Below are 16370 nucleotides of genomic sequence, written 5' to 3' on the forward strand. Positions count from 1 at the left end.
TCACACCCACTCTCTCAATTTTCTGCGCAGCAGTTTCTTCGCCGCATTCCTAGGAAGCTTGTCTATAAAATAAAACGCCTGTGGCAGTTTATACTTAGCCAGCCTGTCTAGGCAAAATTGCTGAAGCTCTTCACTTGAAAGATCGACCCCTTCTTTTTTTACAATAAAGGCTGCGGGAACCTGGCCCCATTTTTCATCAGCGATGCCAGTAACTCCTGCATCCATAACGGCTGGATGGGCGATCAATATCGCTTCGATTTCAGCGGGATAAATATTTTCCCCACCTGATATAATTAAATCACTTCGACGATCCTTTACGTATAAAAAACCTTCCTCGTCCAGACTGCCAATATCTCCTGTATAAAACCAGCCCTCACGAATCTTTTCTTCAGTAGCTTCAGGGCGGTTTAAGTATCCTGGAGTAACATTAGGGCCTTTGACGACGATTTCACCATCCATTCCCGCATTTGCCCTTTCTCCATTTTCAAGCAGTATCCTAAGCTGCGAAGGGAATAAAGGTTTTCCTGCCGATCCCAATTTTCTCAGACTGTCTTCTGGTAATAGTGTGACTATTTGGGAGGATGTTTCCGTCATTCCATACGATTGAAAAACGGGAATATCCTTTTTTACGCAAGCCTCTAATAATGGTAATGGTGCAGGTCCGCCTCCTAACAGCATACAGCGAAAGGACCCAGATAATCGTCTGTCTCCCAGCGTTTCGACTACTTGCCTTAACATCGTGCCTACAACGGACATAATCGTCACTTTTTTTTGATCAATGTCTTTGATGGTTTGTTCTGCATCAAAATGTTCATGCAAGACAAGCGGCATACCATAAATGACACTGCGCATTAAGATGGAAAAACCGCTAATATGGAAAAGCGGCACCGAGCACAGCCAACAATCCTCTTCCATTATGCCGAGATTCAGTGCCGAACCAGTTGAACTCCACCAATGGTTACCATAGGTTTGAATGACGCCTTTTGGATTACCGGTTGTGCCAGAAGTATACATGATGGTACAAATATCAGTAAGTGTCAGCTCTTCCTGGATCACCGGATTCTCTGGAACAATTTGAGCTAAATCAGGTATTGTAATCGTCATTAATGTAGGAATTTCATTTTGAATATCCTTTCTCATCCCTGCAAAGGATTCTTCAAGAATTAGAAATGCTGCTCTTGAATCCTTTAACTGCCAAACAAGCTCTGCTGACGTTAAACGATTATTCAATATAACCGCCGTCACCCCTAATAACTGGAGAGCAAACAATATGACCACTGTCTCCAAATGATTTTTTAATAAAATCCCCACGAACTGTCCCTTTTGAATGCCAAGAGACTGAAGTTTCCCGCTAACGCGGAAGGATTGTTCATACAACTCGTTAAAGGTTACTACCTGTTCTTTGAAATAAATGGCTGTACGATTTGGCGTTAAATGTGCACGTTTTATTAAAAAGTTAGGCATGGTTTCATTTTGCATCAATTAATACCCCTTTTTTTGCAATTTTGCTAAGTGAACTGGCTGCACTTTACCTTGTCTATAAAAAACAGCCTGATGGAGGAAAACCATCAAGCTGTTTTTGGAACAATTTTCATCAAGGGAAACGAGGGAATTGGCCAAAGTCTGGCTTCCGCTTTTCTTTAAAGGCATCGCGGCCTTCTTTCGCTTCATCCGTTGTATAGTAAAGCAAAGTAGCATCTCCAGCGAATTGTTGGATACCAGCTAATCCATCTGTATCGGCATTAAATGCTGCTTTTAAGAAACGAAGAGCTGTTGGACTTTTCTCTAGCATTTCCTCACACCATTTAATGGTCTCTTCTTCTACTTGCTCTAATGGTACAACCGTGTTTACTAAGCCCATATCCAATGCTTCTTGAGCGTTGTATTGTCGGCATAGATACCAAATTTCACGGGCCTTTTTATGGCCGACTATTCTAGCTAAATAGCCAGAGCCATAACCTGCATCAAAGCTTCCCACTTTTGGTCCAGTTTGACCAAAAATAGCATTATCAGCTGCAATCGTAAGGTCACATACAATATGCAGGACATGGCCGCCGCCAATTGCATATCCTTTTACCATTGCAACTACTGGTTTCGGAATGACACGAATTAAGCGCTGCAAGTCTAAAACATTCAAGCGAGGAATCTGGTCATCTCCAACGTATCCTCCATGACCTCTTACCTTTTGATCCCCGCCGGAGCAAAACGCCTTATCTCCAGCACCTGTTAATACGATGACACCAATATTTGAATCATCACGTGCATAGGCAAATGCATCAATCATTTCCGAAACAGTCCTTGGTGTAAAAGCGTTATGTACATGTGGACGGTTAATGGTTATTTTAGCAATGCCATTATAAGTTTCGTATAGAATTTCTTCATATTTTTTACCTGGAACCCATTCTACTGCCAAAACGATCTCCTCCTTCATCATTTGGCTGCGATAAACATGATATTGATTTACCATAGCCTTTAATTAAGTTGACAAAAAGTCACTTACTATTGTACCAAACTTTTCTGGTTCTTCCACGTGAATTGCATGGCCGCAGTTTTCAACAACGATCCACTTGGCTTTACTTAACTTGGGGGCCATCTCTGCAGCAATTTGACAAAACTTCAAATCTTCCCCGCCTGTTAGGAGCAAAACGTCACTATTTACTTTGCTGAGCTGGTTCCACCAGGATGGCTGTGCCCCTGTACCCATCCCTAGTAAACTGTTTGAGAGCCCTTGAGGTGAATTCTTCAATCGTTGTTCTCTAACTTGGTTTTGTACAGAAGCAGGAAGTTTCTTCATGCTATGAAACAATGGGATCTCTTCCCAATACTCCACAAATGATTCCATTCCTTCGTCTATTATAAATTGCGCAAGCTTTGCATCATTCATACGGCGAAGTTCTCGCTCCCCCGTAGTTTTAAGCCCTGGAGACGTACTTTCTAAGATTAGCTTTCTAACTCGGTTTGGAAAAAGGAGTGCAAATGTTAATGCCAGCCTCCCCCCCATTGAATAGCCAAGTAAGTCTGTTTGGTTAATCCCCATTTGATCAAGTATACTTTTTAAACTGTAAGCCATCGTATCCATTTGGTAAAAACTTAGCTCTTTAGGAGAGTCAGTTTTCCCATGACCAATAATATCCGGGATCATCAATCTTGAATGATGGCCCCATTCCTCTAAGAAGGGTGACCAAGTCGACCCATCTCCTGTGAATCCATGCAGTAATAATAGAGGAAACCCCTGACCGGTAACCTCCAAATGATAGTGAACTCTATCAATATCGGCAATCATCCATTAGCCTCATTGACAAGATTTGATATTTCCTGGGAAACAGAACGCCACAAATGACGATGCTCATCTCGATTTCTGTCTCTATTTGTATTAATTTCGTAGACATGAATTCCCTTTTTATTTTTGCTCTCTTTCAACAATGTTCCGAGTTGATCCCAATCTTTTATTTTTTCATAACTGCCATTAAACATGTTAACAGCATGTTTAAAATCAATATCTAATGGGGTACCAAACAGCCGATCAAAATGTTTGGGATGTTCAGACTGTGGAAGGAAGGAGAAAATTCCGCCTCCATTATTGTTCACGAGCAAAATATGAATATCTATATCGTAAAGTTTGGCTGCAATCAGGCCATTTAAGTCATGGAAGAAAGTTAAATCTCCTAAAATCAAATATAGTGGTTTAGAATAAACAGCTGCACCGATTGCTGTTGAAACGGTACCGTCAATTCCATTGGCCCCCCGATTGGCCATCACTTTAATTGATTTATTATTATTTAAGAAGAAGCTGTCTAAATCCCGGATTGGCATACTGTTTCCTACAAAAAGAGTTGATTCCACAGGCAGCAGGTCAGCCAATTGATAGAACAGCTTACCCTCACTTAATTCTGTTACGTCACGAATGGCAGCCAATTGTTCTTTTGTTAATAGATTAACCTTTTTCCAATCCTCTAAGTATACTGACGATGATTTTTCATCTAGATAGGTCAATAATTTATGACAGAAAATGGTTTCATTACAAAAAATCATATTCGTAGATAAAGCCGAAGGATCACGCCAGCCCCCTCCGCCGTCAATGACGTAGTGGTCAGCAGAGGAATGATCTTTTATAAAAATGGTTAACGCTTTAGATACAGGCATGGCCCCAAATCGTAAAACTACTTCTGGTTTAAGATACGATTTTGCATCTTCGTTTCTTAAAAAGGTATCATAGGCTTCGATAATATTTTCTAAATCATGTGAACCGCTTCGTAATTGAGATAAAGGGTCCGCAATAATTGGATAATTTAATTTATCAGCAAGGGCTGTGACCGCTTTCGCAAAATCCTCATCGCCGATATTCCCACATACAATGATTCCTCTTTCTTTCCCTTTTAATAACCCGGCTATTTCTTCAATTTCTTCGTCCCTTACTAAAAGATCTCCATTTTGAATCTTCACATAGCCCTTTGGCCGCTCCGAGAGTTCAAAGAGTGTTTCATCCAATTTCGGGACAAGCGGTTCACGAAACGGGAAGTTTAAATGAACCGGGCCTGCAGGTTCCTGGGCAGCAATCGCTGCGGCACGTGCGCAAATGGTTCTCGCATAGCGGAGCATCCCGCTGCTATTCTCCGGCAGAGCCATATCAGCAAACCATTTAACATGATGGCCATACAATTGGAGCTGGTCAATCGCCTGGGGTGCACCCACTTCTCTTAATTCATGCGGTCGGTCTGCTGTTAGCACAAGGAGCGGCACTCGAGAATATCTTGCTTCCACAATAGCAGGAAAATAATTGGCCGCCGCCGTTCCTGATGTACACAAGAGGGCAACGGGTTTATTTGTTGCCTTCGCTATTCCTAAGCCAAAAAAGGCAGCGGAACGTTCATCCACATGAATATGGACGTTTAAATCAGGATGTTCCGCCATTACCATTGCCATCGGAGTTGACCTAGACCCAGGACTAACCACTACATCCGTTACCCCAGTTAAAACAAGTTCTGCTACAAAGGCTGCAATATATGCAGTTAATGATTCTTGATGATCCATATTTTATTTCCCTCCAAGAGCCCGCAGCATTGGCTTAAACTTTAAAGCTGTTTCATTGTACTCCTCTTCCGATTTAGAATCCGAAACTACCCCACAGCCGGCAAACAATGAAACCTCATCCGTCTGGATTAGGCCAGAACGGATAGCCACTGCAAACTCACCATTTTGCTGATAATCGACCCATCCGAGTGGTCCTCCAAATAAGCCGCGATCAAGTTGTTCTACTTCTCTAATTTTTTCTACCGCTAACGTTTGGGGAAGACCTCCAAGAGCAGGAGTCGGATGGAGTTTCTCGACAAGCAATAACAAGGATGTGTTTGGTCCGCACTTTCCAATCACGGGTGTATAGAGATGTTGAATATCCCTCATTTTCATTAACTGAGGCTTCTCGGGCAGAATGACTTCTAGACATGATTGTTCTAATGCTTCCTTAATCATTTCAACCACATAACCGTGTTCGATTAAATTTTTTTGGTCGGATAAAAGAGTTTGTCCCAAGATTTGATCTTCTTCCTCCGAACTTCCCCTCGGAATGGAACCTGCTAGGCAGGTTGAATAAACTTCAGACCCTTGCTTTTTAATAAGACGTTCAGGTGAAGCGCCTATAAAACAATCTCCATGTGATTCAAATGCAAAAATATAGCTTGCTGGCTGCTGTTCATATAAATTTTCAAGAACTGTTTCCGGCTCGACCTGTGAACTGAATCCAAGTCTAAGCTCACGAGCAAGGACGACCTTCTTCATCGTCCCACTTGTTAATTCTTTCACAACACGATCAACGGTTTGTTTCCATTTCTCAGGCGCGATTTCTTCTTTCCTCATTAATGTAGGAAATTCTGAGCGGCTGGTGGTACGTAATGATCGCAAGAATTGCTCTCTTTCTTCCATACTTTTGCTATATAATGTAAGATCGTCATTTGGTGTGAAGATATAATTGGTTGTTAAATAGGTTTCCCCATTAACAATACTTAATAAAAATTTGGGGATGTGAAAGATCGAATCGGCAAATTTGGTCCAACGTTCCGTTTTCTTTTTTAACGGATCAAATGAGAATCCTCCAAACATTAGAGGTCCTACTCCATCTGCTTTATACGGATTATAGATAAGACTGTCAGTTAAAATGCTTTTCCACTCTTTTTCAACATGAAAAAAGCGGTCAGCAGCCTGATCCAACCGAATTTGCTTTGAAATTCCCAGCCCAACTAGAACCATTTGGTTTGCTGGGTCTTTCCAGAAAAAACGTTCCCCCAAGTATCGGTGTTTTCCTGCATGAAAAAAGGCTAAAGGATTAATCGTATCCATTTTATAGACTTCACTCAATAAAATAGGCCGGCCAATTTCTCGCGCCCGATTTACTCCTAAGAGACCCCTTTCTTTTATTTCTGTTTCTTGAATGGTAATCAAACAAATCCCTCCAAAACAGCCGAAATGACTGTTATCCATTCATCTTTAAGCCTATTCTAAGATACTACTCTCAATGTAAATAAGTCAATAATACTTATCATTTCAAGCATGCTTTATTCCTTATTATATATCAAAATCATAAAAGAAGGCCCGAGAACGATTTTATACTTTTAGTTTTCCTCGGAAAAATGGAAATAATCGAACAGGGATTATCTTCTAGTTTTGAAAAGAAAATTTAATTGACACTATACATGTAATTCCATAAACTTAGGTTTGGGAATACAACCATATAACAATAAAATCTAGAATATAGAGAGAACTTTATAGGGGGAGAACTGCATGGAGCCAAATTATCAACATCATTCCAAACAGGCCATTGAAGCTAACCGCGGTTTTCAGGTTTGGTGGAAAATGACCCGTCCTCATACACTGACAGCATCTTTTGTTCCTGTATTGCTTGGAACCGCCCTGGCACTTAGAAATGGTAAAATTCACTTTGGACTTTTTCTTGCCATGCTTGTTGCCAGTATGTTAATACAAGCAGCAACGAACATGTTTAACGAATACTTTGATTATAAACGCGGACTCGATACACATGAATCTGTCGGAATTGGCGGAACCATCGTCCGTGATGGTATTAAGCCAAAAACCGTGATTAATCTTGCTTTTATCTTTTATTTAATTGCTTTATTATTAGGCGTTTATATTTGTGCAAATAGCAGCTGGTGGTTAGCCGTGGTTGGACTTGTTTGTATGGCCGTGGGCTATTTCTATACCGGTGGTCCGGTACCCATTGCTTACACCCCATTTGGAGAAATTCTTTCAGGGTTCTTCATGGGGATGTTAATTATCTTAATATCTTTCTTTATTCAAACTGGAACAGTAGATAGTACAAGCATTCTAATCTCTGTACCAAGTATGGTGTTAGTAGGTATGATCATGTTATCGAATAACATCCGTGATCTTGATGGAGATAAAGAGAATGGCCGTAAAACCGTTGCCATCTTGCTGGGAAAAAAGAAAGCCATCTATTTATTAGGCGGAATGTTTACTTTTTCCTATCTATGGATTCTTGGCCTTATCATTGGCGGAATAGCACCATTTTGGACTGCGATTGTTATTTTGAGCGTTCCAAAGCCAATTAAAGCCATAAAAGGATTTATTGAGAACAATGTACCAATTAAAATGGCACCAGCGATGATTGCAACAGCACAAACCAATACAATTTTTGGTTTTCTTCTTGCGATCGGCATTTTTATCGGCCATTTCTTCTCATAAAAAAAGCTTCTGCCAAACTGGCAGAAGTTTTTTTCTTATTTTAGTGATTTAATTCCCCAAATATCATCGGCATATTCTCTAATCGTGCGATCGCTTGAAAAATGACCTGCAAGAGCAATATTGGTTAAACTCATTTTCTGCCACTTGCTCTTGTCTGTAAATGTTTCGCCTATTTGCTCTTGCACTTTAGCATAAGAAGCGAAATCCTTTAGAACAAAATATTGATCATTTTCCTCTAGTAATGAATCAAAAATAGGTTCAAATTCATTATTAACACCAGGAAAAAATCCATTTACCAGTTGATCGACTGCCTGCCTGATTCGATAATCATGGTGGTAATACTCTCGCGAAAAGTAGCCGCCATGCTGGTAATAATGGAGGACTTCGTCAGAAGTTAAACCGAATGTAAAGATGTTTGAAGGGCCGACTAATTCTTTAATTTCAATATTTGCCCCATCCAGGGTCCCCACTGTGATGGCACCGTTAATCATAAACTTCATATTTCCGGTACCTGAGGCTTCTTTACTGGCAGTTGAAATCTGTTCGCTGACATCTGAGGCCGGGAAAATCTTTTCTGCTAAGGAAACCCGGTAATTTTCAAGGAAAATCACCTTTATTTTATCTCCGACCCTTGGGTCATTGTTGACCTGTTCAGCAACAGTATTAATTAATTTAATAATCTTCTTTGCATAATAATAACCTGGTGAAGCTTTAGCACCAAAAATAAACACCCTTGGAACAATCGGATAGCTGGGATCTTCCTTTATCCGGTTGTAGAGGTTCATAATGTGCAAAACATTTAAAAGCTGACGCTTGTAGGCATGCAGCCTTTTAACTTGGACGTCAAATATTGCCCCGGTATCAACTTTGACCCCTGTTTTGTCAAGAATGATATCGGCAAGCCTCTGTTTATTTTCATTCTTTATCTTTAAAAGCTGGTCTAAAAGGGATGAATCATTTTGATATTGCAGCAAATGTGATAGCTCTTCGGCTGAAGACATCCAAGATGGGCCAATCGTATCTGTAATAAGGGATGATAATTTTGGATTGGCTTTTAAAAGCCAGCGCCGGTAGGCAATACCGTTTGTTTTATTATTAAATTTCTCCGGATAAAGCTGATAAAATTGGTTCATTTCGCGTTTCTTTAATATTTCAGTATGTAGCTTAGCAACACCATTTACACTAAAGCTTCCGACAATCGCTAAATGGGCCATTTTTACATAATGATCAGCAATGATCGCCAGGTCACTAATCCTTTTCCAATCACCAGGGGTTTGTTCCCATAGCTCTCGGCAAAAGCGCTCATTAATTTCTTCGACAATCATATAAATTCTTGGCAGCAGTGGTTGAAAAATATGAATTGGCCATTTTTCGAGGGCCTCTGATAACGTTGTATGGTTAGTATATGAGATGGTATTTTTGGTTATTTTCCATGCTTCTTCCCATTCGTACTCTTCTTCGTCAATTAAAATCCTCATAAGCTCTGGAATTGCCAATACGGGGTGTGTGTCGTTGATGTGAATACAAACATGTTCATGAAGTTGACTTAAGCTGGTGTGTTGTTTTCTGTAGGTTCTTAATATTGATTGAATACTAGCTGACACTAAAAAATACTGTTGTTTCAGCCTTAATATTTTCCCCTCATCATGGGTGTCGTCCGGATACAGGAATTCAGAAATGGACTCTGTCTCTCGCTTGTATTTAAGTACATCCGCATCGATGGGAAATTGAGATGGCTCGGCATTCCACAATCTTAATGTATTAACAGTCGGTGTGTTATAGCCAATGACGGGCATGTCATGCGGGACTGCGGTTACAGTTTCCGCATTCAGATGATGAAAAGCGAGACGTCCCTTTTCCATCTTCGATTCAACTGTCCCCCAAAATGGAACTTTAACAGCGCCGTCTAGTTTGCGAATTTCCCAAACATTTCCGCTTCTCAGCCATTGTTCAGGCAGCTCGACCTGATAGCCGTCGACTATTTTTTGTTCAAACAAACCATGCTTATAACGAATGCCATGACCATGGCCAGGCAGATTGAGCGAGGCAAGTGAATCCAGGAAACAGGCAGCTAATCTTCCTAAGCCGCCGTTTCCTAATCCTGCATCACTTTCCAGTTCTTCGAGTTCATCCAGGTCAATCCCTAATTCCTTAAGTCCTGATTGTATGTTCTCTTCTACACCTAAATTAATTAAATTCTGCCTTAGAAGCTTACCTAATAAATATTCAATAGAGAGATAGTAAACCTGCTTCCCTTGGGCGGCAAGATATCTTTCATTGGTCGCAATCCAGTCATTGCTTACCCACTCACGAATCATACTTCCCAGGGTTTGGTACTGATCGCGTGCAGTGCTTTCAGAAAAACTCTTCCCACATAGCATTTCGAGTCTTTTCAGGAAATTTTTCTTAAATAACTCTTTACTAGAGAACATGTGTTTCACTCCTTGAGACGAGCTCCGCATAGAGCTGGCTATAACTAAATGCTGATTGTGCCCAGCTATAATCCTTTTCCATAGCCTGCTTTACAATGGATTCCCAAATTGGTTTATCATGATAGAAGGAGAGCGCTCGCTGAATGGTATATAGCATGTCATGAGCATTAAAGTTTTGGAAAGAGAAGCCATTTCCTCTGTCCGTAAATTCATTATATGCCTTTACAGTATCATTTAAGCCCCCAGTTTCACGAACTATAGGTATGGCCCCATATCTCATCGCAATCAGCTGTCCAAGCCCGCATGGTTCAAATTGTGAGGGCATTAAGAACAAATCCGCTGCAGCATACAGCTTATGGGCCAGTTCCTCACTGAAGCCAGTATGAACCTTTAATTTATCAGGATAAATTCTGGCTGTCTGCCTGAAATACTCTTCATACTCATAATCACCTGTTCCAAGTATAATCACTTGTACGTCTTCTTGCAAAATTTCCCTGAATACACACTTGACCAAATCCAGACCTTTTTGTTTCGTCAGCCTTGTAATCATGACCAAGAGTGGTGTGGCAGCATCCTCGGGCAAACCAAATTGCTTTTGAATCTCTCTTTTGTTAACAGACTTTTTAGAATAGGTATCCGCCTTATAATTTTGGTAAATGAGTGGATCAATGGCTGGATTATAAAACTCTTCATCGATTCCATTTAAGATTCCGATGAGGTCCTCATTTCTTGCCTGCAGAAGTCCATCTAGTTTTTCTCCATAAGTCGGGCTTTGAATTTCTTCTTTGTAGGTAGGACTAACCGTTGTGATTTTATCTGCTGCCACAAGGCCGCCCTTCATAAAATTTATATTACCAAAGAATTCCAAATGTCCTGATTGGAAGGATGTGTAATCCAAGCCTAATAAATCTCCTAGAACATCCTTTGGGAAAATCCCTTGGAATTGAAGATTATGAATGGTAAACACAGTCTTAATCAGACCATAACCTTTTCGCTTGTAGTACTCCGTTCTTAATAGGTAAGGAATCATAGCCGTATGCCAGTCATGACAATGCAGCACATCAGGGTAAAAGTTTAGTTCAGCAATTGCTTCAAGGATCGCACGATTTAAATAGGCAAATCTTTCTCCGTCATCGAAATAGCCGTATAAACCTTCACGCTTAAAATAGTATTCATTGTCAACGAAATAATAGGTAATCCCTTGGTGTGTAAGTTCTTCGATTCCACAATATTGATTTCTCCAGCCTACGGAAACGGTGAACTCCTTGACTTTCTTCATTTTTTGTTTGTATTGTTCTGATATCGTCCCATATTTCGGAAGAATTACCCTTACATCCGTACCAAGGCTCTTTAGTTCTTTTGGAAGTGAACCGGCAACATCAGCGAGTCCCCCAGATTTTGCGAATGGGCCACATTCCGATACAGCAAATAAAATTTTCACGAATTCATCAGCGCTCCTTGCTTCGTTCCTTTGCGAATCACATAAGGGTTTTGTGCGGTACCTTCTAAATAGGTCCCGGCCTCCACCTTTACATCTTTATCTAAAATAACAGAATCTAGGTAACAGTTGTCCTCGATCTGACACTTTTGCATAATAATACAATTCTTAATGACTGCACCTTTGCCAATTTTTACGCCCCGGGCAACAATACTGTTTTCCACCGTTCCGCTAATATGACAGCCATTTGCAATCATTGCATTTTTTACTTCTGACTCATGTACATACTTTGTTGGTGGTTCATCTTTCACCTTTGTAATAATTGGCTGATCTTTTAAGAATACTTGCTTCCATACATTTGGATCAAGCAATTTCATACTGGTAGTGAAATAGCTGTCAATCGAATCTATTATTGCGGCATAACCGGTATATTCATAGTGGCAAATTGAATAGTCGTGAGAATGGTCTGTTACTACATCCTTCATGCAGGTATACCCTGTCTCATTTCTAGTTTCAATTAATTTAATCAGCTGCGATGTCTTGATTAAATACATCTCCATTGAACGTCCATCCTGGTGACGGATTTCAGTTATATCGCATTTTGCCTCATTATGCCATTCTAAAATAGGTCGAAAATTCATATTAACAATGGTATTACAGTTGGAGATGATGGCATACTCCTGTGTGCTTCTGTAAAAATAATCTAAATTGGCTGCAAAATGTTCAAACGATCCAATTTTATTAACATCACTATCCACAATCGCGGATGGAAAGAAGAACAGACCATCTCGTTTACGATTTAAATCCCAATTTTTCCCGGAGCCCAGATGGTCCATGAGGGAACGATATTGCATTTTTGGAAAGATGGCTACACTGCGGATGCCTGAATTGACCATATTGGATAGAACAAAATCAATAATTCGGTAGCGCCCTCCAAATGGCAGTGCTGCGAGTGAGCGATGGACCAGTAAATCCTCTAAATCTTCGTGGTAGGTTGTAGCATCAATAACACCTAATAGCTTTCTTTTCACTCCAAATTCCCTCCTGTTTTTCTATTAAATAACCAACCTATTTTTTCTATAGGGCTGGATAAAGTTCGTTCAACATTTCTTCTGTCACAAGGATAATTTCGTCATCAAAGGAGCGAATCACGGTCCCGTCCGGTATTTTCACTTCACCAGGAACAATCGCTTTTTCTATTAAACAATTCTTGCCGATCTCTGCGTCAGGCATAATGACAGACTCTTTTATCATCGTGTTCTTTCCGACTGTGACGCCTTGGAATAACACAGATTTATCTATATTTCCTTCAATGGTGCATCCCTCATTTATAAGGGAATTCCTTACAATAGCATCTGGAGCAATATATTGCGGCGGCTGGTTTGGATTAACTGAATAGATTCTCCAATCATTTTCAAATAAATCTAATTCGCAATCTTCACCCAATAAATCCATATTTGCTTCCCATAAACTTTGGACTGTACCCACGTCCTTCCAATAGCCTTTAAACGGGTAGGCATACAATTTTTTATGCTCGTCTAAAAGAAGAGGGATAATGTCTTTTCCAAAATCATGACTGGAATTAGGGTCACGGTCATCCATTTCTAAATACTCTTTTAGGACACTCCAGTTGAAAATGTAAATCCCCATCGATGCGAGGTTATTTTTTGGCTGGCTTGGCTTTTCCTCAAACTCTGTAATCCGCATTTCCTCATTCGTATTCATAATGCCAAAACGGCTTGCTTCAGCCCATGGAACTTCTATTAAAGAAATCGTAGCATCGGCTCTTTTTTCAATATGATAATCAAGCATGCTTTCATAATTCATTTTATAAATATGATCACCGGAAAGGATTAAAACGTATTCCGGTTGATATTGCTTCAAATAATTCACATTTTGAAAAATGGCACTCGCCGTACCCGTGTACCATTTAACCTCTGAAGACTCAGCATATGGAGGAAGAACCGTAACTCCTCCATCCTTGCGGTCAAGGTCCCAGGCACTGCCTATACCAATATAGGAATTTAATAAAAGCGGCTGATATTGGGTTAACACCCCAACAGTATCAATACCAGAATTAGCACAATTGCTTAATGTAAAGTCAATGATTCGATATTTCCCCCCAAAAGGTACTGCAGGCTTCGCTAGTTCTTTTGTAAGCGAATTAAGTCTGCTTCCTTTCCCCCCTGCTAACAGCATGGCTACGCACTTTTTCTTTACCATTACCTTTTCTCTCCTTCCGCTTTTTAACTGGCCTAATAATTTGAAAACCGAACGCGGGAATCGCTATCTCCATTGAAAATGGCTGACCATGATAAGACTCTTCAGATGCTAGAATCGTCTTCTTGTTCATCAAGCCTGATCCACCGTACTCTTGGTAATCGCTATTGATTATTTCACGATATTCGCCTGCCTTTGGAGCGCCAATTTTATAAACCGGATACTCCACACCCGTAAAATTGCAGACGATAATCAGTGTATCTTCTTCCTTTTTTCCTTTTCGGATGAAGGAAAAAATAGATTGGGTACTGTTGTTAACATCGATCCACTCAAAGCCTTCCTGCAAATGGTCTAATTCGTAGAGTGCCTTTGAGCGTTTATATAGTTTTGTTAATACTTTTACATATGTGTTTAAATTGCGGTGCATGTCATAATCCAATAAGTTCCAATCGAGTTGTTCTTTATCTTTCCACTCCGCAAATTGGCCTAATTCAAACCCCATGAACAATAATTTTTTTCCTGGGTGAGCAAACATGTATCCTAGCAGAAGCCTCAGCTGGGCAAATTTCTCCCAATACTCCCCTGGCATTTTGTCTAACAATGATTTTTTCCCATGGACAACTTCATCATGAGAAAATGGAAGCATAAAGTTTTCAGTAAATGCATATAAAAGTGAAAACGTTACCTTTGAATGGACCTTTGATCGGGAATAAGGCGGTGTTTCCATATATTCAAGCATGTCATTCATCCAGCCCATATTCCATTTGTAGTCAAATCCTAAACCGCCGTAGTGTACTGGCGCTGTAACTTGAGGATATTCCGTAGAGTCCTCCCCAATCATGAGAAAATGGGGATCGAAATCATGTACTTCTTTATTCAGTTTTTTTAAGAAATTTATTCCAAAAGGGTTTTCACGTTTTCCGTGAGTGGTATCTGGCCAATAAATGATATTAGCGACGGCATCCATCCGGAAGCCATCAATATGGAAACTGTCAATCCAAAATAAAGCATTAGATATCAGGAAACTTTGAACCTCGCCCTTTCCTAAATCGAAGTTTGCTGTCCCCCAGACTGGATTCTCTCTATCGTAATCTGTACTGTATGAATAGATATGTGTTCCGTCAAATCGATAAAGTCCATGGGCATCTTTGCAAAAATGTCCCGGTACCCAGTCAAGAATGACACCTATGCCTTGCTGATGGCATTGGTCCACAAAGTATCTAAAATCATCGGGTGTTCCGTATCTGGAGGTTATTGAGAAATAACCTGTTCCCTGGTAGCCCCAGGAGGCATCAAGCGGGTGCTCAATGAGCGGCAATAGTTCTATATGGGTAAATCCATGTTCTATTACATAAGGAATGAGTTCCTCCGCCAGTTCCTTGTAGGTCAAGTAAGTACCGTCCTCTTTTTTCTTCCACGAACCGGCATGAACTTCGTATATAATGGCTGGCTCCGATAAAACATTCTTCTTTCCTTTTCGATCTAGCCAGTGATCATCTTTCCAATCATAATTCTTTAAGGAATATACAATGGAAGCGGTGTTCGGTCTTAATTCTGAATAAAATGCAAAGGGATCAGCCTTTAAAAGCTTTTCACCTGAAGAGGTAATAATCTCGTACTTATAAATACAATCTTCTAGATTCTGATCGATAACCAAAATCCATACTCCCTCGTCATTTACCTTTTGCAGTTCATATCCTTCACCATTCCAGTTATTAAAATCCCCCGTAAGCCTTACCTTTAAGGCATTGGGTGCCCAAACGCAAAATCGTGTATAGATCTTATCGGAATCTTTAAAGATATGAGCGCCAAAAAGCTGGTGACTCTGGAAGAAGCTGCCTTCATGAAACAAATGCAGCTGGTAATCTGTCGGGTATAGCGTATTCACCGTCATGGCTCTCCTCGTCTCATTGAAAATATGTATTTCATTGACCAATTATAAAGGGAAATCATAAATATTCCTCGTAAAACTTTTTTATCTTTTCTGACAACAAACGATTTTTATCGCCACTAAGTAACAATACCCCCTATTATTCGACACTAAACATCAAAATCATCTTCAATATTCGACATGATTCTAGTTTCTTTTTTTAAAAAATTACTGTCAAAAAGTTATTTTTTCAATAATAAAACACACAAAAAACTTTTAGTAAAAACCGGTAAATGTAAACGTTATCAACGTTCTTTAAAAAGAATTATATTTATTTTAATTATATTGAAATAACAAAAATGTTTTGGAAACACTAAATATACTGCCAGGCTTATATAATCATTAAATTAAATATTTTCCTAGGCAGGGATGAATCTTCTAAAAGTAGAGTAAATCCAAAGGAGTAGATGAAAGGAATTTGAGAAGTTTAGAGTTGCGGAAGTTTTTTCAGATTTACTATTTTCTTGGCTTATCATGGTGTAAGTATAAATGAAAATACTGTTTAATTTTATAATTCATTTTATTGAAAGTAATCCATAGCAATGAATAAAAAAAACTGATAACAGATGTTATCAGTTTTTTATGACCCCTACGGGATTCGAACCCGTGTTACCGCCGTGAAAGGGCGGTGTCTTAA

At 39.8% G+C, this 16370-nt stretch carries 11 protein-coding genes; 1 reads left to right on the forward strand and 10 read right to left on the reverse strand.

What is annotated here, in order from left to right; genetic code table 11:
• The 5 genes from GXK58_RS15595 to GXK58_RS15615 all read right to left on the reverse strand — a co-directional run bounded on the left by GXK58_RS15595 (position 1) and on the right by GXK58_RS15615 (position 6435).
• A complete protein-coding gene (locus tag GXK58_RS15595; protein ID WP_160724084.1) occupies positions 1-1479 on the reverse strand; it encodes an o-succinylbenzoate--CoA ligase in 1479 nt (492 codons plus the stop codon).
• A 115-nt stretch (positions 1480-1594) separates the two neighbouring features.
• Positions 1595-2431 (reverse strand): 1,4-dihydroxy-2-naphthoyl-CoA synthase, encoded by an 837-nt coding sequence (gene menB, locus GXK58_RS15600; RefSeq protein WP_160724098.1) that lies wholly within the window; start codon positions 2429-2431, stop codon positions 1595-1597.
• A 45-nt stretch (positions 2432-2476) separates the two neighbouring features.
• Positions 2477-3283 (reverse strand): 2-succinyl-6-hydroxy-2,4-cyclohexadiene-1-carboxylate synthase, encoded by an 807-nt coding sequence (menH, locus tag GXK58_RS15605; RefSeq protein WP_160724085.1) that lies wholly within the window; start codon positions 3281-3283, stop codon positions 2477-2479.
• Entirely contained in the window at positions 3280-5031 is a 1752-nt protein-coding gene (gene menD, locus GXK58_RS15610) for a 2-succinyl-5-enolpyruvyl-6-hydroxy-3-cyclohexene-1-carboxylic-acid synthase (RefSeq protein ID WP_160724086.1), read from the reverse strand. The genes menH and menD overlap by 4 nt, the downstream gene beginning before the upstream one ends.
• A gap of 3 nt (positions 5032-5034) precedes the next feature.
• Positions 5035-6435: an isochorismate synthase gene (locus GXK58_RS15615; protein ID WP_160724087.1), complete on the reverse strand. Its 1401-nt coding sequence runs from the start codon at positions 6433-6435 to the stop codon at positions 5035-5037.
• 339 nt (positions 6436-6774) lie between these two features.
• Between GXK58_RS15615 and GXK58_RS15620 the strand changes: the two genes are divergently transcribed.
• Positions 6775-7713, forward strand: a complete 939-nt coding sequence (locus tag GXK58_RS15620; protein ID WP_160724088.1) for a 1,4-dihydroxy-2-naphthoate polyprenyltransferase — start codon at positions 6775-6777, stop codon at positions 7711-7713.
• Between the two features lie 35 nt (positions 7714-7748).
• Here GXK58_RS15620 and GXK58_RS15625 read toward each other — a convergent pair whose 3' ends face one another.
• The 5 genes from GXK58_RS15625 to glgB are packed head-to-tail and all read right to left on the reverse strand — an operon-like array spanning position 7749 to position 15697.
• Positions 7749-10145, reverse strand: a complete 2397-nt coding sequence (locus GXK58_RS15625) for a glycogen/starch/alpha-glucan phosphorylase (protein WP_160724089.1) — start codon at positions 10143-10145, stop codon at positions 7749-7751.
• Complete coding sequence (gene glgA / locus GXK58_RS15630) at positions 10135-11586, reverse strand: glycogen synthase GlgA (protein WP_160724090.1); 1452 nt, start codon at positions 11584-11586, stop codon at positions 10135-10137. Before glgA ends, GXK58_RS15625 begins: the two co-directional genes overlap by 11 nt.
• Positions 11583-12614, reverse strand: coding sequence for a sugar phosphate nucleotidyltransferase (locus GXK58_RS15635; RefSeq protein ID WP_160724091.1), 1032 nt, complete (start codon positions 12612-12614; stop codon positions 11583-11585). Before GXK58_RS15635 ends, glgA begins: the two co-directional genes overlap by 4 nt.
• A 46-nt stretch (positions 12615-12660) precedes the next feature.
• The gene (locus tag GXK58_RS15640; protein ID WP_160724092.1) at positions 12661-13806 is read right to left on the reverse strand and encodes a glucose-1-phosphate adenylyltransferase; all 1146 of its coding nucleotides are present in this window, start codon (positions 13804-13806) and stop codon (positions 12661-12663) included.
• Entirely contained in the window at positions 13748-15697 is a 1950-nt protein-coding gene (gene glgB / locus GXK58_RS15645) for a 1,4-alpha-glucan branching protein GlgB (RefSeq protein WP_160724093.1), read from the reverse strand. The genes GXK58_RS15640 and glgB overlap by 59 nt, the downstream gene beginning before the upstream one ends.
• Between the last annotated feature and the right edge of the window lie 673 nt (positions 15698-16370).

Source organism: Bacillus sp. USDA818B3_A (genome assembly GCF_009928415.1).
Lineage (GTDB): Bacteria > Bacillota > Bacilli > Bacillales > Cytobacillaceae > Neobacillus.